This window comes from Mycobacterium sp. 1245801.1 (genome assembly GCF_001673055.1).
GTDB lineage: Bacteria > Actinomycetota > Actinomycetes > Mycobacteriales > Mycobacteriaceae > Mycobacterium > Mycobacterium europaeum_A.
The window spans coordinates 12892-34485 of record NZ_LZKY01000401.1; the positions used below are offsets into that span (position 1 = coordinate 12892).

18 protein-coding genes and 1 pseudogene are annotated in these 21594 nt (G+C 68.4%); 12 read left to right on the forward strand and 7 right to left on the reverse strand.

Annotated features, from left to right (window positions below; all coding sequences use genetic code 11):
- Positions 1–48 precede the first annotated feature (48 nt).
- Positions 49–1890 carry a CheR family methyltransferase gene (locus A5622_RS25420; protein WP_066881989.1) on the forward strand — a complete coding sequence of 614 codons (1842 nt, stop codon included), beginning with the start codon at positions 49–51 and terminating at the stop codon, positions 1888–1890.
- Here the strand turns inward: A5622_RS25420 and A5622_RS25425 are convergent.
- A complete protein-coding gene (locus A5622_RS25425; protein ID WP_066881991.1) occupies positions 1887–2798 on the reverse strand; it encodes a chemotaxis protein CheB in 912 nt (303 codons plus the stop codon). The genes A5622_RS25420 and A5622_RS25425 overlap by 4 nt on opposite strands.
- 187 nt (positions 2799–2985) lie before the next feature.
- Here A5622_RS25425 and A5622_RS25430 point away from each other — a divergent pair, with 187 nt between their 5' ends.
- Both A5622_RS25430 and A5622_RS25435 read left to right on the forward strand, forming a co-directional pair.
- The gene (locus A5622_RS25430; RefSeq protein ID WP_066870922.1) at positions 2986–4152 is read left to right on the forward strand and encodes a glycosyltransferase; all 1167 of its coding nucleotides are present in this window, start codon (positions 2986–2988) and stop codon (positions 4150–4152) included.
- A 42-nt stretch (positions 4153–4194) separates the two neighbouring features.
- Positions 4195–5289 (forward strand): helix-turn-helix domain-containing protein, encoded by a 1095-nt coding sequence (locus tag A5622_RS25435; RefSeq protein ID WP_066881993.1) that lies wholly within the window; start codon positions 4195–4197, stop codon positions 5287–5289.
- A gap of 17 nt (positions 5290–5306) precedes the next feature.
- Here the strand turns inward: A5622_RS25435 and A5622_RS25440 are convergent, their stop codons facing one another.
- Positions 5307–6692, reverse strand: a complete 1386-nt coding sequence (locus A5622_RS25440) for an NAD(P)/FAD-dependent oxidoreductase (RefSeq protein ID WP_066881995.1) — start codon at positions 6690–6692, stop codon at positions 5307–5309.
- Between the two features lie 119 nt (positions 6693–6811).
- Here A5622_RS25440 and A5622_RS25445 point away from each other — a divergent pair, with 119 nt between their 5' ends.
- Positions 6812–7777 (forward strand): alpha/beta fold hydrolase, encoded by a 966-nt coding sequence (locus A5622_RS25445; protein ID WP_066881997.1) that lies wholly within the window; start codon positions 6812–6814, stop codon positions 7775–7777.
- On the opposite strand, the gene A5622_RS25450 is transcribed toward A5622_RS25445, so the two are convergent.
- The gene (locus A5622_RS25450; protein WP_066870911.1) at positions 7772–9118 is read right to left on the reverse strand and encodes a flavin monoamine oxidase family protein; all 1347 of its coding nucleotides are present in this window, start codon (positions 9116–9118) and stop codon (positions 7772–7774) included. The genes A5622_RS25445 and A5622_RS25450 overlap by 6 nt on opposite strands.
- Positions 9119–9344: 226 nt before the next feature.
- On the opposite strand from A5622_RS25450, the gene A5622_RS25455 reads away from it, so the two are divergent.
- On the forward strand, positions 9345–10580 hold the full coding sequence (locus tag A5622_RS25455) for an MFS transporter (RefSeq protein WP_197505296.1): 1236 nt from the start codon (positions 9345–9347) through the stop codon (positions 10578–10580).
- Positions 10577–11944 carry an LLM class flavin-dependent oxidoreductase gene (locus A5622_RS25460; protein WP_066881999.1) on the forward strand — a complete coding sequence of 456 codons (1368 nt, stop codon included), beginning with the start codon at positions 10577–10579 and terminating at the stop codon, positions 11942–11944. Before A5622_RS25455 ends, A5622_RS25460 begins: the two co-directional genes overlap by 4 nt.
- Positions 11945–11959: 15 nt before the next feature.
- On the opposite strand, the gene A5622_RS25465 is transcribed toward A5622_RS25460, so the two are convergent.
- Together A5622_RS25465 and A5622_RS25470 are read right to left on the reverse strand one after the other, a co-directional pair.
- Positions 11960–13075 (reverse strand): hypothetical protein, encoded by a 1116-nt coding sequence (locus tag A5622_RS25465; protein ID WP_066882001.1) that lies wholly within the window; start codon positions 13073–13075, stop codon positions 11960–11962.
- Positions 13075–14241, reverse strand: coding sequence for a phosphotransferase family protein (locus A5622_RS25470; protein ID WP_066882004.1), 1167 nt, complete (start codon positions 14239–14241; stop codon positions 13075–13077). The genes A5622_RS25465 and A5622_RS25470 overlap by 1 nt, the downstream gene beginning before the upstream one ends.
- A 46-nt stretch (positions 14242–14287) precedes the next feature.
- Here A5622_RS25470 and A5622_RS25475 point away from each other — a divergent pair, with 46 nt between their 5' ends.
- Positions 14288–14890, forward strand: coding sequence for a TetR/AcrR family transcriptional regulator (locus tag A5622_RS25475; protein ID WP_066870894.1), 603 nt, complete (start codon positions 14288–14290; stop codon positions 14888–14890).
- Positions 14887–15774, forward strand: coding sequence for an SDR family NAD(P)-dependent oxidoreductase (locus tag A5622_RS25480; protein WP_066882006.1), 888 nt, complete (start codon positions 14887–14889; stop codon positions 15772–15774). Before A5622_RS25475 ends, A5622_RS25480 begins: the two co-directional genes overlap by 4 nt.
- Here A5622_RS25480 and A5622_RS25485 read toward each other — a convergent pair.
- A complete protein-coding gene (locus A5622_RS25485; RefSeq protein WP_066882009.1) occupies positions 15771–17156 on the reverse strand; it encodes an HNH endonuclease signature motif containing protein in 1386 nt (461 codons plus the stop codon). The genes A5622_RS25480 and A5622_RS25485 overlap by 4 nt on opposite strands.
- A 177-nt stretch (positions 17157–17333) precedes the next feature.
- Between A5622_RS25485 and A5622_RS25490 the strand changes: the two genes are divergently transcribed.
- Genes A5622_RS25490 through A5622_RS25505 form a run of 4 tightly spaced genes read left to right on the forward strand, consistent with a single transcriptional unit; the run spans position 17334 to position 21027 of the window.
- Positions 17334–18287 carry a DUF4129 domain-containing protein gene (locus tag A5622_RS25490; protein WP_066882007.1) on the forward strand — a complete coding sequence of 318 codons (954 nt, stop codon included), beginning with the start codon at positions 17334–17336 and terminating at the stop codon, positions 18285–18287.
- On the forward strand, positions 18284–18766 hold the full coding sequence (locus tag A5622_RS25495; protein ID WP_066870879.1) for a hypothetical protein: 483 nt from the start codon (positions 18284–18286) through the stop codon (positions 18764–18766). The genes A5622_RS25490 and A5622_RS25495 overlap by 4 nt, the downstream gene beginning before the upstream one ends.
- A gap of 19 nt (positions 18767–18785) precedes the next feature.
- Entirely contained in the window at positions 18786–19763 is a 978-nt protein-coding gene (locus A5622_RS25500; RefSeq protein ID WP_066870876.1) for a MoxR family ATPase, read from the forward strand.
- Positions 19764–19770: 7 nt separating this feature from the next.
- Positions 19771–21027: a DUF58 domain-containing protein gene (locus A5622_RS25505; protein WP_066870874.1), complete on the forward strand. Its 1257-nt coding sequence runs from the start codon at positions 19771–19773 to the stop codon at positions 21025–21027.
- Between the two features lie 352 nt (positions 21028–21379).
- Here the strand turns inward: A5622_RS25505 and A5622_RS30370 are convergent.
- Positions 21380–21594, reverse strand: a pseudogene (locus A5622_RS30370) (hypothetical protein); the annotation flags it as partial.

Consider the following 21594-nt stretch of genomic DNA (forward strand, 5'->3'; position numbering starts at 1 on the left):
GCGAGTAGTGTTCATGTCCTTCGGTAAATCGTTATCGACGGGACGTGCATGGAATCCACGACTGACGAGGCTTTCGAAGCCCTGTTGCGGTATATGCGGGATTCGCGCGGATTCGACTTCACCGGCTACAAGCGCACCTCACTGATGCGGCGCGTCCGGCACCGGATGGACCAGGCGGGCTACCCCGCGTTCGACGACTACCTCGATTTCCTGCAGGCCAGTTCCGATGAATTCACCGCGCTGTTCAACACCGTCCTGATCAACGTCACTTCGTTCTTCCGTGACCCCGATGCGTGGGAGTTCGTCAGCGCCGAGATCATACCGCGGTTGCTGGCCGAGCGCGGCCCCGCCGATCCGATTCGGGTGTGGAGCGCCGGCTGCGCCTCGGGGCAGGAGGCCTATACGCTGGCCATGCTCTTCGCCGAGGCATTAGGACCGGACGGGTTCCGGGAACGGGTCAAGATCTACGCCACCGATGTCGACGAGGACGCGCTCAGCGAGGCGCGGGCCGCCTCCTACGACGCCAAGGCGGTCGAGTCCGTACCGCCGGATCTGTTGGGGCGCTATTTCGAACAGCTCAACGGCCGCTACGCTTTTCACAAAGACCTGCGGCGCGCGGTGATCTTCGGCCGCAACGACTTGGTCAAGGACGCGCCGATCTCGCGCGTGGATCTGCTGGTGTGCCGCAACAGCCTGATGTATCTCAACGCGGAGACGCAGCGAAACGTGTTGGGGCGTCTGCATTTCGCCCTAGCGCCGCAGGGCACGCTGTTTCTCGGGCACGCCGAGATGTTGCTCAGCCACGGAGAAAGATTCACTCCGGTGAACCTCAAACACCGGATCTTTCGCAAGGTGGCCGGAACTCACGGCGGAGTGGATCGCTACGATCCCAATGCGGCGTTCTACGAGCGCAACGTGGACCTGCCGGGGTTGACGACGGTGCGCGACTTGGCATTTCGCGCAAGTCCGGTGGCCCAGATCGTGGTCACCGGCGAGGACACCGTCGCCATGATCAACCAGCAGGCCGAGACCACCTTCGGGCTCTCGGCCCGCGACATCGGCCGGCTGCTGCGCGATCTCGAGGTGTCCTACCGTCCGGTGGAGCTTCGTGCATATCTAGAGCAGGCCAAGGTGGAGCGGCGCTCGGCGCGGATCCAGGACGTCAAGTGGCAGCGGCCGGGTGCCGAAACGGTGTGGTTCGAGATCCACGTCAACCCCCTCGTCGACGCCGAGAACGGCTTGCTCGGGGTGTCGATCGTGTTCTTCGACGTCACCGCGACGCGCGCGCTGCTGGACAAGGTCGTCCAAACCAACCGGCAACTCGAGGTGGCCTACGAAGAGCTGCAATCCACTAACGAGGAACTCGAGACCACCAACGAGGAATTGCAATCCACGGTCGAGGAACTCGAGACCACCAACGAGGAACTGCAGTCGACCAACGAAGAACTCGAGACCATGAACGAGGAGCTGCAGTCCACCAACGACGAACTGCACACCATCAACGAGATGTTGCGCGAGCGCAGCCTGGAATTGGACGAAGCCAAGCATTTCCAGGATTCGCTGATCGACTCGGTTCGGATGGGCATGGTGGTGGTCGACCGGGAAATGAAGGTGATCCTGTGGAACCGCGGCTGTGAGGAGCTCTGGGGGCTGCGGGCCGACGAAGCGACGGGGTCAAGGCTGACCAACCTGGACATCGGCCTGCCGCTTGATGCCGTGCGGCCCTTGATCGGCAACGCTTTTGTCGACCCGGAGAGCTCCGGTCACGTGGTGGTGGACGCCGTCAACCGGCGTGGCCGTCCGGCCACGGTGCGCATCACGTGCACGTCGTTCCGCTCCAGCGAGGGGACGGTCGGCGGGGCGCTGCTGCTGATGGAGGTTGTCGGTTAGTTACCCGTGATCTGGTGGTGCGACAACCGATTCGGCCACCGGACGGATGCTTCCTCGGCGGCCTGATGAGCTAGTTGCGCGCGGGACCGTGATTCCTGGGCCCTGCGTCGAGCCAAGGCAACCGTCTCCTGCGTGGCGCCCAATCCCACCGTTAGCTCCCGCCGCCTGCGTTGCAGTTCTGCCGCCCGCCGTCGGGCGAGCTCGCCCCGGGCCGCCGCAGTGTTGCTGCCAAACTTCGGGGGTAAGCCGTCGAGAACGCCGTAGGTGGTGGCAATGGCCGCGCCGACGTCCATAGCCTGGGGTGCCGGTGATTTCCGCTGTTGGGGTAGCGGTGCCCCACCGACGATGCCGACCAAGACCTGCCCGATTTCGTCGATGTCCAACACCAGGTCGGCGCCGGCGCGCGCGGCGGCTAGCGGCATCGACGGGTACTGCGCCGTCGCCGGACTTTCGGCGATGACGATGGCACCGGCATCCTTCATCGCGACGGTGCCCGCCGCCCCGTCGTGTCCCGACCCCGACAGCACCACGGCAACGCTCCTCGGTCCGTACGAACTGGCCATGGACGTCAGCAGCACGTCCGACCCCTGGGTCCCGTGGTTGACCCCGCTGTGCAGCCGGAAGTGGGCATCGACGGTGACTTCCAACAGCATTCCCGGCGGGCAGACCGCCACCTGTCCCGGTGTGAGGGCCTGTCCCTGGCGCGCCCAGCCGACCGGACGATCCATCAGTCGGCCCAGGATGGTGGGCAGGACGCTGGTGTGGCCCCCCAGGTGTTGTTGCACGACGACGGCGGCCGGAAAGTCCGGGGGCAGATCGCGCAAGACCGTCGACAGGGCTTCCAGGCCACCCGCCGACGCCAGCAGCGCCACCAGCTCAACGGCGGTGCCGTGCCCGTGAGTCTGCATCCCTCAAGTCTCCACCTTGCCGACCCACGCCGCAGTCCCGGGCGATCCCGGTTTAGCGCTTACCTCTAGTCCACGTGGCGAACCTCGGGCCTGCAGGCGAAGAGGCCGTCGCAGCCGTTTCGCGATTTCCGCGCAGGGTATGCCATCTGGTGTTGGCAGAAGGACGGTGGCGCGGAGGGAATAGCAGTTGAGGGTGGCAATTGTCAGTGGCGACGACGTCGTCGGGGAGGACCCGGAGCAGCTATGCGCCGCGCTGGCGGCCCAGGGCCACAACGCCACTATCTGCCTGCGACGAGCCAGCCGGCGTTCCGCGCAAGTGGCCGCCGAGGCCAATTACCACCGCATCTCGGTTCCCGTCGGTCCCCGCAAGGCGGCATCACCGGTTGACGTGCTGCCCGATGTGGGGGAGTGGGCGGCCACTTTGGACCGAATCTGGTCGACCGAGCCTCCAGACGTCGTGCACGCCTACGGCTGGCTGGGCGGCTTGGCCGCCCAGCTGGCCGCGCGCCGTCGACACATCCCGACCGTGCAGACCTTTTTGGGGTTGGCCGCGACATCGCGTGGCCACGCCGGGGCGGAACGGAACGAACGGGAGCGCGTGGAACCGCTCCTGGCGCGCAGCGCTACCTGGGTGACGGGTGAGAGCAGCGTCGACGCCGATGCGCTGACCCGACTGCGTCACCGCCGGGCCAGGGTGTCCACTTTGACGTGCGGTGTTGACGCCGAGCGCTACAGTCCGACTGGTCCGGCAGTATCGCGTAACGGGCTGCAACGTATCCTGCTGGTGGCGCCAAATCCGTTGTGGTGCAATGGTCTCGATATCGCAATCCGTGCGCTGCCCAAGGTGCGCGGCGCCGAATTGCTGATCGTCGAAAACGACGCCAATAGCAGCGGCCACGACGATGCACGTGCGCAGCTGCAACGTCTCGCGTCGGAGCTGGGTGTGGACGACCGGGTGCGCTTCGCCGGCCGGGTCGCCGATGCCGAACTGCCCAAGTTCATCCGGTCCGCCGACATGGTGGCATGCACGCCCCGTCAACCGCCCCGGGCCACCGCCGTGTTGCAGGCCATGTCCAGCGGGGTGGCGGTGGTCGCGGCCAGCGTGGGTGTGCTGGCCGACGTCGTGCTCGACGACATCACCGGTCTGGTGGTGCCGCCGGAGAATCCCGTCGCGTTGGCCGCGGCGGCGAGAAGGCTTCTCGGCCAGCGCTTTCAGTCTAAGAGCATGGGTTCGTCGGGCCGTAGCCGCGCCGTGTCGCGGTTCGCGTGGCCGCGAATTGCGCTCGACACGCTGAACATTTACGAGACCGTCGGGCCGCAGGACCGGATCGCTGCACCATCGACGGCGCGATGAGGCAATGATGCGAGGCCCGAACGCAAAGCATCCAGGCCGGTCATGACCACCGTGACGAGTGAGGCCGGCAGCAAACCCGCGAAGCCGGCAGTGGGGCTCGTCGGGGAATCGGACGAGGGGCCCGGGTCCGGTTATTGTCCCGCACGTCCGGTGCTCGGCCGTGAGGCCGAACCGGCGATCCGCCCAGCCGCTGTGCAATACAAGCAGTTTCGCACTGTCGATGCACAGGCCGCGCGGCGGTTCTTCGCCGGCGCGTATCAACCGGGCTGGCGCATCTCCGGGCTCACCACTCACGCCGCGATGTCACATCGGCGCAGTGATGCCGGTCTGTTGACGGTCGATGAGGTGATGATCCAGGGTCGTTCGACCCTCGAGATCTCGGCATCCGACACCATCGTGGTGGTCCAGCCGCGTGCGGGATCGTTGAGCGTCGCGGGCGGTCCGCTGGCGACCACGGACTTCCCCATTCTCGTCGCGCATGGCATGTCGTGCGTATTGCACTGCAATAGCGCGCGTTTCGACGTGATCAAGGTCGAGGCGGAAGCGTTGCAGAGAGTCGCCGCGGACTGGCATTCGTCGCTGGGGCAGCAGACCCGGTTCTTGAATTGGCGCCCGCGCTCCCGTGCGGCCGTGCGGGCATGGCACCGAGCCCTGGACTATGTGGTGGCGACGTTGACTTCCGCCGACACCGCCGCGCAGCCGCGGATCGCGGCGGGTATGGCCAACCTGGTGGCCGGTGCGCTGCTCGAGTGCTACCCGTCCAACCTCACCGAACACGACCCGGCCAGCGATCTCGCCCTGCCCGAAACCCTCAAGGAGGCAGTGTCTTTCATCCACCGCCACGCCGCCGAAGACATCGGCATCAACGAGGTCGCGGCGGCGGTGCACCTGACCCCCAGGGCGGTGCAGTACCTCTTTCGGCGACAGCTCGACACGACTCCGACCGAATACATGCGCCGCGTCCGGCTCAGCCGCGCCCATCAAGAGCTGATGACAGCGACGACCCCCGGCTCGACCGTCACCGAGATCGCCCAGCGGTGGGGCTTCGCGCATACCGGTCGATTCGCGGTGCTCTATCGGCAGACCTATGGCCAAAGCCCGCACACCACGCTGAGGCAGCAGGCCGCATCCTCCTGACGGCCAAGCCGGCCGGGTCAACCGTTCAGTCGATGCAGGAGCTGATCGGCGGCATAGCGCCCGCTGGCCAGCGCGCCCGCCGCGGTGGCCGGATTGTCGATGCCCACCGCCTCACCCGCCAGGTAAAGCCGGTCACCGATCGGTTGCTGTAGCCGGCGACGGTCGTCGAGGCCGGAGCCGGGCGGGTGAAACGAATAGGCGCCGAGGGCGTACGGGTCGACGGTCCAGTTCGAGGTCCGCACCTCGGTCAGCGAGATGTTGTCGCCGAAGAGCCGGCGGGCCACGGGCAGCGCGCTGGCCAGCACGTCCCCGGGCGCGCGTGACTCCACGAATCGCCCGCGCTCGCCGCCGTTGAGCGCCAACACGATTGGGCCGGCATCGCCGGGCAGGGTGAACCATTGTGACCACAGCCCGCCTTCGGGCCCGAGGTACTGGTAAAAAGCGTTGTCTACCTTCCACGTTCGCTGGTCCACGCGAAAGAAGCTCTTGGACAATGCGCCGAAACCCAGGGCGGTCACGGCCCGGGCGTGCGCGTCGGGCAGCGGCGGATCGAAGGCGATCGCACCGGATTTCAGCACGCCGAGGGGAACGGTGACGATCGCGGCCGAACCCCGAAACGACTTGTCTTTGGCCCGCACGATGACTGCGTCGTCGCGTTGCACGATCGCGGTGACCGGCGTGTCGAGTTCGATGGTCAGCCCCTCGGCAAGCGAATTGGGCAGGGCGTCATAGCCGTTGATGATGACGTCCTGGTCGCCGCCGGCGTAATCGCCCTTGTCGAAGGTGGCGGCCGAAAGCTGATTCGCGTCGGCGGCGTATTCGTCCTCGATCTCGGTGGTCAGATAGAAGGCCAGCTGGGCGCGGTCGGATGCGGACAGCCGTGCGCCGTCGGCGGCGGCTTGCACCGCGGCGCCCAGGCTTGTCGCGTCGCGCAGACTGCGCGCCCGTTCGACAAACGATCGCCAGGTTGCGCTCTGGTAATCCAGCGGCTGTAGCGCGGGATCGACCGCGAGCCTGACCCACCCGTAATAGTCGGTGCTTACCAGTTGCGATCGCGCCCGGCGGGCCAGCTCGGTCAGCGGGTTGTCCGTCGTGCCGTGGATCCACGAGGCGCCCAGCTCCAGGGGCGTGCCCCAGCCGCGGTCGGTGCAGACCCGGCCACCGATGCGGTCGCGGGCTTCGATGACGCGAACCGGGCGCCCGGCGTCGGCAAGGCTGCGGGCGGCGGACAAACCCGCCATCCCGGCGCCGACGACGAGGATCGAGGTGGTGTCCGGCGCGGGCCGAGCGGACGGGCGGCCCGTGGCGGGTGTCGGTTGGTTCGGTGCGCACCCGGCGGCCAGCGCGCCACCGGCCACGCCGGTCGCGGCCGCGAAAAATGCCCGGCGCGACAACCCCGACACGAGTCTAAGCGTCTCATAAGAATCGTTTGCCGGATTTACCAAAAGCGAACCGAACTTAGGGATAAAATCGTCCCATCCTTAGCTGCGGCAACGGCGCCGCGTTGGAGGGGGGAGCGGTGATGAGTGCTCGACGATCGGCCCGCACGGTTGACCCGTTCCCCGACCGGCTGCCGCCCAGTGAGACCGTCACGGTCCGGGCGGCCGACGGCACCCGGTTGCACGCGGAGGTGTTCGGGCCGCCCGACGGTTATCCGATCGTCTTGACGCACGGCATCACCTGCGCCATCCGGGCGTGGGCGTACCAGATCGCCGACCTGTCCCACGACTACCGGGTGATCGCCTTCGATCATCGCGGCCACGGCCGCAGCGGCGTGCCACGAGCCAACAATTACAGCCTCAAACACCTTGCCTCCGACCTGGATTCGGTGCTGGATGCGACCTTGGCGCCGCACGAACGCGCCGTGGTGGCCGGCCACTCGATGGGCGGCATCACCATCGCGGCGTGGTCGGAGCGCTACCGCCACAAGGTTCCCCGGCGCGCGGACGCGGTCGCGCTGATCAATACCACCACCGGCGATCTGATCCGCAAGGTGCAGCTGTTGCCGGTGCCCTACGGGTTGTCGCCGGCCCGGGTTCTGGCCGGCCGCACCCTGATCAATGCGTTCGGTGGGTTCGCGGTGCCCGGTCCCGCCCGCATCCCGAGCCGCTATGTGGTGGCGATGCTGGCCACCGGACGAGACGCCGATCCGGGCATCGCCAGGCTTGTCTACGAGCTCTTCGAGAACACCTCACCGGCCGGACGGGCGGGGTGCGCGAGGGCGCTGGTCGCGTCTCTCGGGTCGCGCTATCTCGACCTGGACGGATTGACCGTCCCGACGTTGGTCATCGGCAGCGAACGCGACCGGCTCACCCCGATCAGCCAGTCCCGCAGGATCGCGCGCAGCGTGCCCAACCTGATCGACCTGGTCGAACTGCCCGGCGGGCACTGCTCGATGCTCGAACACCCCCGCGAGGTGAACCGCCAGCTGCGCGCGCTCGCCGAAACGGCGATGCGCAACGCGGCCACCCGCCGGATCAGCTCATAGCAGCGCGGTGATCTCCGCGGCCGCGCGCTGCCCGGAGCGAATCGCCCCGTCGAGGAAACCGGTCCACTCGTCGGCGGTTTCGGTGCCGGCCCAGTGGATCGGCCCGACCGGTTCGCGCAGCCACGGCCCGAACCGGGTCCACGATCCCGGCGGCACCGCGGCGGTGGGGCCGCCCGGCGCGAATTCCTCTGCGCCCCAACGGTGATCGACGTAGTCCAAGGGCTTGAGCGCGTCGTCTCCGAAAAGCGTTGCAAAGCAGCGCAACGCGTCGCGGCGACGCTGATCGCTGGGTAGCGAGTCGAACGACCGGGCGTCGACGAAACCCATCAGGATGCCCGGTCCGTCCGGGTGCGGACTGACGTCGAACGTGATGAAGACCGGGCCCTCGTCGGACAGCGCCTGCCCGGAAAACCCGTTGGTCCGCCAAAACGGCGTGGAGTAGGCGGCGTAGGCCTTGCTGAGCCGGCCCTGCGGCCAGTGCCGGGCGAGTTGCTCGTACTCGGCGGGCAGCGGGGGAGTGAACTCGATGGAGGCGCGGTGAGCCGGCGGGATGGCGACGATGACGAACCCGGCCTCGGTCTCGCCGAGGTCGGTGGTGACGGTGACGCCCGCGCCGTGCCGCTCGATCCGCCGCACCGGGGCGTTGAGCACCACCCGGGTGCCCAGTTCGGCGGCCGCCGCCTCGGCGATCTGTTGCGTGCCACCGGGGAAGCGGTCCTGTTGGGCGCCGTCCTCGACGTCGAGCAGTCGGTCCAGCCCGCCGGCCGCGTGCGCGTAGCGGGCGGCGTGCAGCATCGACACGTCGTCGGGTTCGCATCCCCAGGTCACCCGCGCCACGATCGCCAGCAGGTCGTGCGAGGAAGCCGTCGCACGCACCGAGCGCAACCAGCCGCCGAGCGACAGGCCGTCGAGTTCACGCGCGCGGCGGGCGTCCCACGGCGCCGCCAGCGGGACGCTGCGCGCGATCCTGTCGAATTGCCAGCGCAGCCGGCCGATATCCAGCAGGCCGGTCAGCGAAAGCTTGGGGATGGTGCCGTGATACGCGTGCGTCCACCCGCGCCAATGGATCAGGTTCTTGCCGTCGTGATGCGTCGGGGTGGTCGGGACGTCGAGTTCGGCGGCCATCGCCAATACGGCGTCCTGGGTCGGCCCGACGAACGTGCCGCCCAGATCGGCCGGCAATCCGGCGACGCTGCCGGTCAGGGACCGTCCGCCGACGCGGTCGCGGCCCTCGAAAACCGCCACATCGTGGCCTTGCCGTGCCAGCTCGCGCGCCGCGGCGAGTCCGGCGAAGCCCGCACCGACGACGACAACGTCGACAATGCGCGGCGGATTCGACACGCGGTCTAGTGAACCGCATTTCTGCGCATTTCATGGCAATTTCTTACAAGCTGGTCGCCGGCGTTTGGCTCACGGCGATGGCAAACATATGCCTAGCTCGCTATGTTAATTACGCTGCCACCACGTGCTTTCCGAAAGCCCCGTCACCAGTTCTGCCGCCAGTCCTGCCAGTTCAGCCGTGGTCGCCGGCACCGCGCCGAACCTGCGCACCGTGGCCCTGGGCAGCATGATCGGCACCACCATCGAGTGGTATGACTTCTACCTGTACGCGACCGCGTCGGCGTTGGTCTTCAAACCGCTTTTCTTCCCGAATATCTCATCGACCGCGGGGACACTGGCTTCGTTCGCCACCTACGCCGCCGGATTCGGGGCCCGGCCCCTCGGTGCGGTGCTGTCGGGGCACTTCGGCGACCGGTTGGGCCGCAAGGCGGTTCTGGTGGGCGCGTTGGTGGTGATGGGTCTGGTCACCACCGCGATCGGAGCGCTGCCGACCTATGCCGCGGCCGGGCTGCTGGCGCCGGCGCTGCTGGCGACCCTGCGGGTGGTGCAGGGCCTGGCCGTGGGGGCCGAATGGGGTGGCGCCGCCGTGCTCTCGGTGGAGCACGCACCGCCCGATCGTCGCGGATTGTTCGGCAGCTTCACCCAGTTGGGCTCGCCGGCCGGCATGCTGTTGGCGACCTCGGTGTTCTTCCTCGCGCGCAAGGTCACCGGGCCGGCCTTCCTCACCTACGGATGGCGAATCCCGTTCCTGCTCAGCGTTTTTCTGGTCGGCATCGGCCTGTTCGTCCGGCTGAAGCTGACCGATGCGGAAATCTTCGAGCGGCTCAAGCGGCGCGACGAGCTGGCCCGGCTGCCGATAGTGGAGGTGCTGCGCACCGACTCGCGCAACGTGGTCATCACCACCGGATTGCGGCTGTCGCAGATCGGGCTTTTCGTTTTGTTGACGACGTATTCGCTTAGCTATCTTCAGGATTCATTCGGCAAGGGCAGCGCGGTGGGTCTGATCGCGGTGCTGGTCTCCTCGGCGCTCGGGTTGCTCAGCACGCCGGGCTGGGCGCTGCTGTCGGACCGGGTGGGGCGGCGGCCACCGTATCTGTTCGGCGCGCTCGCCGGGGTCGTTGCCCTGGCGTTGTTCTTCCTGGCCGCCGGCAGCGGGTCGGCGCTATGGGTCGTGCTGGCAATCGTGTTCGGCGTCAACGTCGTTCATGACGCGATGTATGGCCCGCAGGCGGCCTGGTTCGCCGAGCTCTTCGGCACCCGGGTGCGCTACAGCGGCGCGTCGCTGGGTTATCAGATCGGTGCCGTACTGTCGGGAGGGTTCGCGCCGTTGATCGCCGCGTCGTTGTTGGTGGTCGGCGGTGGCCGGCCGTGGCTGATCGTGGCGTACTTCGCGGTGCTGGCGGCGATCACGATTGCCGCCGCGTACGCGGCGCGCGAGACGCGTGAGGATGACATCGGGTGAGTGCGCCGCGCAGGATCTTTCTCAACGCCTTCGACATGGCCTGTGTCGGGCATCAGTCCGCGGGGTTGTGGCGGCATCCCGACGATCAGGGCTACCGGTACCGGGAGCTGGGCTATTGGACCGAGCTGGCCCGCATCCTGGAGACCGGCGGATTCGACGCGTTGTTTCTCGCCGACGTGCTCGGGGTCTACGACGTGTACGGCGGCTCGCGCGACGCTGCGGTCGTCGACGCCGCCCAGTTTCCGGTCAACGACCCCACGGCCGCGGTCTCGGCGATGGCGGCGGTGACCGAGGGCCTCGGCTTCGGGATCACCCTGTCGCTGACCTACGAGCAGCCCTACGCGCTGGCCCGCCGGCTCTCGACGCTGGACCACCTGACCGGCGGCCGGGTGGCGTGGAACATCGTCACGTCCTATTTGGACAGCGCCGCAAGGAATTTGGGCCTGGACGCCCAGATCCCGCACGACCAGCGTTACGAGATCGCCGACGAGTACCTCGAGGTCTGCTACAAGCTCTGGGAGGGGTCGTGGGAGGCCGACGCCGTGGTGCGCGACCCGCAGCGGGGCGTCTTCACCGACCCGGCCAAGGTGCACGACATCGAGCACAAGGGCCGTTATTTCTCGGTGCCCGGTCCGTTCCTGTGCGAGCCGTCGCCACAACGCACCCCGGTGCTGTTCCAGGCGGGCGCGTCGGCGCGGGGCGTGCGGTTCGCGGCGGCCCACGCCGAGGCGGTCTTCGTCTCGGGCCCGACGCCGCAGATCGTTCGCGGTCCGGTGCGCGCGTTGCGGACCGCCGCCGCCGAGCTGGGCCGCGACCCACGCTCGATCAAGGTGTTCACCATGGTGACCCCGGTGGTCGCCGAGACCCACGACGAGGCCGTCGCCAAGCTGGCTGAATACCGGCGGTATGTCAGCCCCGCCGCAGCGCTGGCGTTGTTCGGCGGCTGGACCGGGGTCGACCTGGCCGAACTCGACCCCGGCGAACCGCTGAAATACGTAGAGACCGACGCCAACCGCTCGGCGCTGGCCTCGTTCACCACCGCCGCGCCGGAACGCGCCTGGACGGTGGGCGAGCTGGCCGACGAGATCGGGATCGGCGGCCGCGGCCCGGTGCTGGTGGGTTCGCCGACCGAGGTGGCCGACGAACTCGAGCGGTGGGTCACCGAGGCCGACGTCGACGGGTTCAACCTGGCTTACGTGACGACCCCGGGCACCTTCGCCGATTTCGCGAAGTTCGTTGTCCCCGAGCTGCGTCGGCGGGGACGCGTCCCCGAGCGGCCGCCGCGTTCCACGCTGCGCCAGCGGCTCGGCGCCGGGGGGCCGCTGCTGCCCGACGACCACCCGGGCGCGGCCTACCGCCGCTGAATCACCGCCGCTGACCTAGGGCGCGACCGTCAGCCAATCCTTGAACCCGGACGGGTCGTGGCGGCCCAGCGCGCCGTGCTCGTAGAGGCCCCAACCCTCGACCGGCTCGCCGTCGCCGTCGCGGCAGACCGCGCGGCCGACGTGGTCGATCACGCCGAACCCCGCGCGGCCGACGATGGCCGGGTCGGTCATGTCGTACGTCAGCCGCTCGGCGAACTTTTCGCCCTTCCAGGTGCCGTGGATCCAGTCGGAGTCGCCGCCGTAGCCGCCGCCGACGTGAATGGGCACCGGCAGCTTGGACTCGACGTCGAAGTGGACCGGGGTCCCGTCCGGGGTGGTGGCGTCGATCGTCGCGCCGGTCGGGATGCGGGTCCCGGAGCGGTAGTGGATCTTGACTCGGGGCCAGCCCAGCTGCTCGACGCGCCCGTCGCGCCAAATGCGGGTGCAGTCGTTGAGCGAGCGGAACCCGTTGGGCTCTTCCTGGATGATGAGCACGATGGCGAAATCGTCGAATGCCATGGGTACGTAGAGCCACCACATCCCCTCGAAGGGCGGGTCGGCGGGCCGGCCCGCGGGCTCGGCCTCGCCGATCGGTCGGATACCCCAGGACCGGTCGCGACTGCCCAGCCAGGTGTCGGGGTCGACGGTGATCTGCTCGCCGTCGATGACGATGTGCCCGCTCCAGCTGCCCAGCTGCGCGAAGCGCTGCGCGTCCAGGGTGACCCGGTTGCCCGAGCGCAGGATGTGCGGTTGTTCCTGCACGACGTCGAACAGGCCATTCCACGTGAGATCGGCTGCGATGCCTTCGGTTTCGTCGAGCACGAGGCGCAGCTTGCGCAGCGGTTCGATGACCTCGACGCGGTAGCCGTTGACGTGCTGGTTGAGCCGGTCTTGATCGATGGCGTCCGAAACATGAACGGCGGTCTGGGTATCCCCGCGCCGGATGAGCAGGAACGCGTCCTTGACCCCGAGGTTGGGGTAGTAGCCGATGCCGCTGATCACGAAGATGTTGCCGGTGCGGTCGTGGGCGTTGAAGTAGGAGCGGTCGTAGAAGTTGCGGTCCGAGGAGCCCGGCCAGGCGATCGGTTGGGGGATCTGATGTACCGGGAACTCGTCGAGCGGTCCGAGCATTACTGGTCCTCTCCGATTGGGCTTTCGCCGATCAACCCCTCACCGATTAGCCTGCGCATCAATCCGGCGTGATAGAACAGCGATTCGACGTCGTCGGGCTTTTCGGTCTCGCCGAAGTGCACCCGCCGGGCGCCGGTGCGCATGAACACGCACGCCCACATCACGCCGGAGTACACGTAGAACCAATGCAGGTCGCCGACTTCGACTCCGGCCAGCCGCGCGTAGGTGGCGCGCACGTCCTCCTCGCGCATCACCCCGGGTAGCCCGGGCAGGGTGGCTAGGCCGGCCAGCTCCTGAAAGACCATGTGCGCGAAGATCATCCACGCCACGTCCAGCTCGCGCGGACCCAACGTCACCATCTCCCAGTCCAGCACCGCCACCGGCCGGAAATCGTGGTACAGCACGTTGCCGACCCGGGCGTCACCCCACAGCAGCACCGGCTCGGCGGCGGCCGCCGCGGCCGGCCAGTTGGCCTCCAGCCAGTCGAAGGTCCGCTCCAGTAGCGGTGATCGCCCGATGTCGGGTACCGCAAAGTCATACCAGGACCGCACCCAGTTGAAGTGCTTGCGCAGCGCGGTGTCGCCGGATTGCCCCTCGGTGAGGAAGCCAAATGTGCTCTGCGCGTTCGGGATCGAGTGCAACGTGGCCAGGACGCCGACGGTGGCGTCCTGCAGTTCGCGCTGCCGCTCGGCGGGCGCGTCGGCAAACCAGTTGCCGCCGAAGGTGTACGGCATGACGTCGGGCGGCACCTCGCCCTCCACGTAGTCCATCACGAAAAACGGTGTGCCCAGGACATCCCCGGTGTTCTCCAGCCAGCGCACCCGGGGCACGGGCACGTCGGTCAGCTCACCCACTTTGCGGATGACGTCGAATTGGTGGTCGAGCCGGTAGGTCGGGAAGACCTGCACATCCTCGGCGGTGGGGGCCACCCGCGCCACCAGCTTCTGTTCGGTCGGCCGGCCGTCCTGTTGCCAGCGGGTGGTCAGGATGATCGTTTCCGACGACATGCCCGTCGAATCCACGCCGCTTTCCACGGTCACCTCGGGATTTGCGGCGTCCGGCAGTACGGTGGAGAGCCAGCGTGACATGACCGTCGGCAATGTGCTGACGTCGCGGCTGGAGCGTTGCAGCCGGTCGACGTTGTCGACCGCCGGTTCTGTTGCCATAAGGTGCCTCCTTCGTTGAGGCAATTACGATACGGTAGGTAGCGTTATGAAAGCAGACCCGTCCGGCCTTGACAAGGCCTCCGGCGCCGGCCGCCCACGCGATCCGCGTATCGACTCCGCGATCCTTTCGGCGACCGCGGAACTGCTTGTCCAAACGGGCTATTCCAACATCAGCCTGGCCGCGGTCGCCGAGCGCGCCGGCACCACGAAATCCGCGCTGTACCGCCGGTGGTCGAGCAAGGCCGAGCTGGTGCACGAGGCCGCGTTCCCGACGGCCCCGACCGCCCTGGAGTCGCCGGCCGGGGACATCGCCGCCGACATGCGGATGATGATCGAGGCCACCCGCGACGTGTTCACCACCCCGGTGGTGCGTGCCGCGTTGCCCGGTCTGGTTGCCGACATGACGGCCGACCCGGCGCTCAACGCGCGGGTGATGTCGCGGTTCGTGGATTTGTTCACCGCGGTGCGGGTGCGGTTGCGGGAGGCGGTTGACCGGGGCGAAGCCCATCCCGATGTGGATCCCGACCGGTTGATCGAGTTGATTGGGGGAGCGACGATGCTGCGGATGCTGCTGCGTCCGGAAGAGGAGCTCGACGAGGCGTGGGTGGAGCAGACCACCGCCATCGTCGTACACGGGGTGCGGCGGTGACGGGACGGCTTGCGGGTCGCGCCGCGATCGTCACCGGCGGCAGCCGCGGTCTGGGCCGGGCCATCGCGCTGGCCCTGGCCGCCGAGGGTGCGGCGGTGGCGGTCGCCGGGCGTACCGAAGAAGTCTGGGACGACCGGCTGCCGGGAACCATCGGCGAGACCGTCGCCGACATCGAGGCCGCCGGCGGGCGGGCCCTGCCGGTCCGGGCGGACCTGACCGACCGTGAGCAGGTTGCCCGGCTGGTGCAGTCGGCGCGAGAGGCGTTGGGTCCCATCGGGATTCTGGTCAACAATGCGGCCTTCACCGCGCCCGGGCGACCGCCGAAGCCGGGCGCGCAACCGCGTGACGGCACCGCCAAGCCGTCGGGTGGCGCCAAGCCGTCGGGTGCCGTCAAGCCCGGCTGGCCGGGATTCGTCAGCACGCCGCTGCACGCGTATCGCCGGCACTTCGACATCGCCGTCTTCGCGGCCTACGAGCTGATGCAGATGGTGTGCCCCGACATGATCGAGGCGGGTGGCGGCTCGATCATCAACATCACCTCGGTCGCGTCGCGACTGCCGGGCGATGGGCCGTACGCCGACCGCGGCGGTGGCGTGCTGCCCGGGTATGGCGGATCCAAGGCCGCGCTCGAGCACCTGACCCAGTGCGCCGCATTCGATCTGACCGACCACAACATCGCGGTTAATGCGCTGTCGCCGTCCAAACCGATCCTCACCCCGGGACTCGCCTACTATGCCCGCAGCTTTGATGACACCGCGTCGGAGGATGAATTCGCCTGTGCGGCAGTCGAATTGGCCCTAGTCGATCCCGGGAAGGTCACCGGCCGCACCATCGGTCACCTTCAGGTCCTCGACGGCAGTTTCCGGCCTTTCACGCCTGCCTAGACCGGCTGGCCTTCGGGCGGGTCGGGATCCCCGCGCAGCAGCTCGTCGGGATGGTGCGCATGATTGACCTCGGGCGGCCCCTTGCCGTCGGTCCAGGCGAGTCGGCCGTTGCCGGCCACCGCCGTGCGCCATTCGCCGCGCCCCACCGCGCCGTGGTCGGATCCGCAGGCGAAGAACAGGTTGTCGGCGTCCGTGCGTCCGCCCTCTGCCCATTCGTGGGCGTGGTGAATTTCGCAATGATAGCCGGGTTCGAGGCAATTGGGGTGGGTGCAGCCTCGGTCACGGGCGTAGCAGACGAGCCGTTGGTCCGCGGATGCGATGCGTTTTTGACGCCCTAGATACAACGGCCGGCCGGTGTGCTCGTCGAACACCGCAAGATAGTGAATCGCCTTGGCGGCCATGCGAATCAAATCCGGCATGGGCAGTCGTGAACCGCCGCCGGTGTGCGCCGGCGCGGGCATCGGGATCGACGAGTCGACCGCGGCGTGCGCGGCTCGGTCGAGTTCGGCCACTGTGGTCGTGGCGATCACGGTGACGGGCAGCCCGCGGTGCGCCCCGAGACCGCCGGAGGCGAGGGCGATTTCGAGGCCAAGCTTGAGGGCGTCGTGGCCGCGTTGGGCCGGGGTGCGATCATCGCGCGTCTCAGGATCGCTGTCGGGGGTCTGATGGCGCCCGGGCCGCACCGCCGCTTCGAGGGCTTCGAAGTAGGCCCTGGCCTCGGGATCCAGTAGGTCGGAAAGTCGGGACATTCCGTCGGGCCCCTGCGGGCCGAGGTACACGCCACGGCGGCGGGCGCGATCGACGTCGGTGAAGCGGCCGTCGGGATTGAGATAGTCGGCAATCCGGTGGCCCAGCTTGGTGACCACGGCGGCGTCGAGTTTGGTCGCGTGCCGTACCAGCGTGCGCTCGGCATCCGCCACATCACACGGCGATACGCAGGAGGGCAAGGTGTCCACGGCGGCGCACACGGCGCGGATGTGGTCCTCACCCACCGCGCCGGCGGTTACCGCCTCCGCCAACGCCGGCAGTTCGGGTTCCAGGGGCGCGCCGGTCAGCGAATGGCGTGGCTGGAGACGCGCAGCGAGCCGAAAGCGGCGCGCGACTTCCTTGGGAGTGATGCGTAGCCGCGCCCACAGCGTGCCGCGCACCGCCGGAACGCACCCTGACCCGTCCGGCGGCTCGGCGATTTCGCCGAAAATCCGGTACATCAGGCCGCGATTGGCGCGGTCCTGGGCCTCCAGGCGCTCGGCGACGCCGACCCGAAAGGCATTGCCGACCGCGTCCGACGGGGTCTGGCGCAGCACCTCGTGGGCAGCATCGATCGCGTCGAGCGCCGAGCAGATGCGCTCTCGCGCCAGTTCCGCGTTCACCAGAGGACCCACACAGCCCACGGTATCGAACACGAGTTCGAACAGGCACCGCCCACGCACCATCTGTGGATGAACCGCCGACTGTGGATAAGCGGCGACGCCGGTCCTGGCCCTGGGGCCGCTTGACGTGCAAGTATGAGAAAAGTCAGTGCCGCGACGGCGGCAGGCAACCAATCGAGTGGTGTGCCAATGCCTGCTATAGACAAACCGACAGGGCGAGTCGTTGCCCTGATCGTCCTGCTGCTCGTGGTCGCGGCCGCCCTGCGCGGCTACCTTCCGGCTCGTCACGATGCGGTGCGCAACGAGTCGGGCGGTCGCGCGGCGCTGGCCTTCGTGGTAGCGGCCCTGGCCGTGACGCTCGCGCTGATCGCGATCGCCGTCGTCGCGCGGTTGCGTGACCCCCGCGCTCCCGCGCCGACCGCAGGGGCACTGTCCGAGATGCTCGGCACCGGCCGGGGGCGGCCGAGCTGGCGCGTGTTGCTGATCGGACTCGCCGTGATCGCGGCCTGGCTCGTGGTCGTGATGCTGCTGGCCCGCTTCCTGGGCCACGGCGTCGCGCCGGCCCCGTCACCACCCGATACCGGTGCGGCGCCGCCGACGAATCCGTCCGCGCCGCCGCCGCAGCAGCAGCCTCAACACCGTCCCCGCGACGGCTCGCAGAACTTACTCGGGATCCTGCTTGCCTGCACGGTCGCGATGTTGGTGTTGTTCGTCGGCGGTACGGTCGCCACGGCGCGACGGCGCTGGCGTCCGACCGCACCCGTCGTCGCCGACGAACCGGCGGAGCCGCCGGCGCCGGCGGCGCGTTCGGAGTCGCTGGCGCGGGCCGCCGAACGCGGTCTGGCCGAGATGACGGACCTGAGCCGCGAACCGCGCGAGGCGATCATCGCCTGCTATGCCGCGATGGAACGTGAACTCGCACATGTTCCCGGCGCCGCCCCCCGGGAATTCGACACCCCCACCGAGGTGCTGGCCCGCGCGGTCGAGCACCACGCCCTGCACGCCGACAACGCCGTCCAATTGGTGAACCTGTTCGCCGAGGCGCGGTTCAGCCCCCATGTGATGAACGAGGGCCACCGCGACATCGCGGTAGGCGTCCTCCGGTTGGTCCTCGACGAGCTGGGTTCGCGGAGTGCCGCATGAAAAAGATTACGACCCTTGGCGTTTGCCTCATCGTCGGCATCGAACTGTTGGCGCTGACGCAGCAGGATCGACGCTGGGTGTTGGCGGCGTCCGGTGTGGGGCTGGCGCTGGTGCTGCTCACTCTGCGTCGCGCATTGGCGCGGGGGCCCGATGCCGACACGGAGGCCGACGCCGACGATCTCGGGGATTCGTTGCGCCGCTGGCTTGCCACCACCGAGACGACGATCCGGTGGTCGGAGTCGACACGGGCCGACTGGGACAGGCATCTACGCCCGATGCTCGCCCGCCGGTACGAGATGACAACTGGCCAAAGGCGATCCAAGGACTCCGGGGCGTATCACGCAACCGGACGCATGCTGTTCGGTGTGGAACTGTGGGAATGGGTCAATCCCAACAACGTGGTGCGCGGCGGTGACCGCCAACCCGGTCCGGGCCGTGCGGCGCTGCAAGAGATTCTGCAAAAGCTGGAGCAGGTATGACAGGAGGCGCGATCCCACCATGACGCTGCCGGCCGCCACCACGACCGCCCACTGTGAAGCGATTCTCGACGAGATAGAACGCGTGGTGGTGGGGAAACGATCCGCGCTGCGGCTCATCCTCACCACGGTCCTGGCGCGCGGCCACATCCTCATCGAAGACCTGCCCGGCCTGGGCAAGACGCTGATCGCGAGATCGTTTGCCGCAGCGTTGGGTCTGCAATTCACCCGGGTGCAGTTCACGCCCGACCTGTTACCCGCCGACCTGCTCGGCTCGACGATCTATGACATGCAGTCCGGCCGCTTCGCGTTCCGACCCGGCCCCATCTTCACCAACTTGTTGCTGGCCGACGAGATCAATCGCACGCCGCCGAAAACCCAGGCGGCGCTGCTGGAGGCGATGGCCGAAGGGCAGGTGAGCATCGACGGCGAAACACACCAGCTGCCACAGCCTTTCATCGTCCTGGCCACCGACAATCCGATCGAGTACGAGGGCACGTATCCGCTGCCCGAGGCGCAACTCGACCGGTTCGCGATCCGGCTGGAACTGCGGTATCTCAACGAGCGCGACGAGACGTCGATGCTGCGCCGCCGCCTCGAACGCGGTTCGGCCGAACCGACGGTCAACCAGGTGGTGGACGCCCACGACCTGCTGGCAATGCGCGAATCGGTCGAGCAGGTAACCGTGCATGAAGACGTCCTGCATTATGTGGTGTCACTGGCCAACGCCACCCGGCACCATCCGCAGGTCGCCGTCGGGGCCAGCCCCCGCGCCGAACTCGATCTGGTCCAACTCGCCCGCGCCCGCGCGCTGCTGCTCGGCCGCGATTACGTCATCCCCGAGGACGTGAAGGCGCTCGCCATCGCCGCGGTCTCGCACCGGATCACCCTGCGTCCGGAGATGTGGGTACGAAAAATCCAGGGTGCCGACGTCATCGCAGAGCTGTTGCACCGCCTACCGGTGCCCCGCACCGGCGCCGGCGCCGGCGAGACCGGATGAGGCCAGCATGACCCGCAGCACTGCGGTCGAGTTCCGCTGGCGTGCATCGGAATTGGCCCGAGCGATCGCCACCTGCGCGGGATTCGCGATGGCCGCCGCCGTGATAAGCGGCCGGTGGCAGCTGATCGCCTTCGCGGCGCCGCTGCTGGGCGTGTTGTGCTCGATCAGCTGGCAGCGCCCGGTGCCGACGGTTCGGGTGCACGGCGATCCCGACACCCAGCGTTGCTTCGAGAGCGAGCAGGCACGCATCAGGGTTTGGGTGACGGACGACGCGGCTTCGGCCGTGCGGCTCACGGTTCCCGACATCGCGGGCATGGAACTCGACATCACGGAAACCGATGGGAGCCAAGCGAAAACGGTCACGGCGACCGCGCGGCGCTGGGGCCGGTATTCGATTGAGGTTCGCGTCGACGTGATCGCCCGCGGTGGGCTGCTCACCGGGACGGCGGTCGTCGGGGCCGCCGAGGTGATCGTGTTCCCGCTGACACCGCCGCAACAGACGCCCATCCCGCAGACCGAGCTGCTCGACCGGTTGGGTGCCCACCTGACCCGCCACATCGGTCCGGGTGTGGAATATGCCGACATTCGTCTCTACGTGCCCGGCGACCAACTGCGGGCGGTGAATTGGCCGGTGAGCGCGCGCCGGGGTCAACTGCACGTGACGCAGCGGTTGACCGACCGCGCCGCCGACGTGGTGGTGCTGATCGACGGCTACCGGCAGCCGGCCGGGCCGGCGACCGAGGCCACCGAACGCGTCGTTCGCGGCGCGGCGCAGGTGGTGCAAACCGCACTGCGCCATGGTGACCGGGCCGGCATCGTCGCCCTCGGGGGCAACCAGCCGCGTTGGCTGGGAGCCGACATCGGGCAGCGCCAGTTCTATCGGGTGCTCGACACCGTTCTTCGCGCCGGTGACCGGTTCGAACACACCACCGGCACGTTGGCGCCACGCGCGGCGGTTCCGGCCGGGGCGATCGTCATCGCGTTCTCCACGCTGCTCGACACCGAATTCGCCTTGGCCCTGATCAATCTGCGCAAGCGGGGCCATGTCGTGCTGGCCGTCGACGTTCTGGACACGTCGCCGTTCGAAGACGAACAGGACCCCCTGGTGGATCGGATGTGGGCCTTGCAGCGCTCCGCGATGTATCGCGACATGGCCACCATCGGCGTCGATATCGTGTCGTGGCCCGGCGATAGCGGTTTGGAGCAGTCGATGGGTGTGCTGCCCGATCGGCGACGGCGGGTGCGGGGGAGGCTTCGTGGCTGACGGCGGCGCCGGGACACTGGCGCGGGCGGGGGCGCCCGCGTTCGCGACGGCCTTTGGCCTGCTCATGGTGGGGCTGGCCGCCGACGGCTGGCAGGAATCCGCGATCGCCGGATGGGTGGCCGCACTCATCGCGGTCGCGGTCGGCATCGTATTGCGCCGGGCCGCAACGGTTGCCGTGCTGTTGGCGGCCGTTACCGTCCTGCTGGCCAGCCCGCCGGTGATATTCGTCGCGCTGTCCGGTCTGTGCGCCGCCGCCTACCTGGTGTGCCGCCATGCGGCCGGCGCCACCGCGCTCGTGGTGTTGGACAGCTGGCCGACCAGGCCGCCGAGTTGCTGCACTGACGCAGCGCGGTCAGTTCATGAACGGCCGGACGGCCAGCAGGTAGATCAGCAGCGCCGCCAGCGGGGCGACCAGCGGCAGCCACGGCAGCTGCAGGGGAAACGACGTCGCAACCAACCCGGCGACCGTAAACCCCACGGCGCCAAGCGCGGTCGGCCAGCTGTCCAACACCACGAGCGCGGTGGCGCCGGCCGCATGGCGGCACACCAGGTAGGCGGCGGCGCACA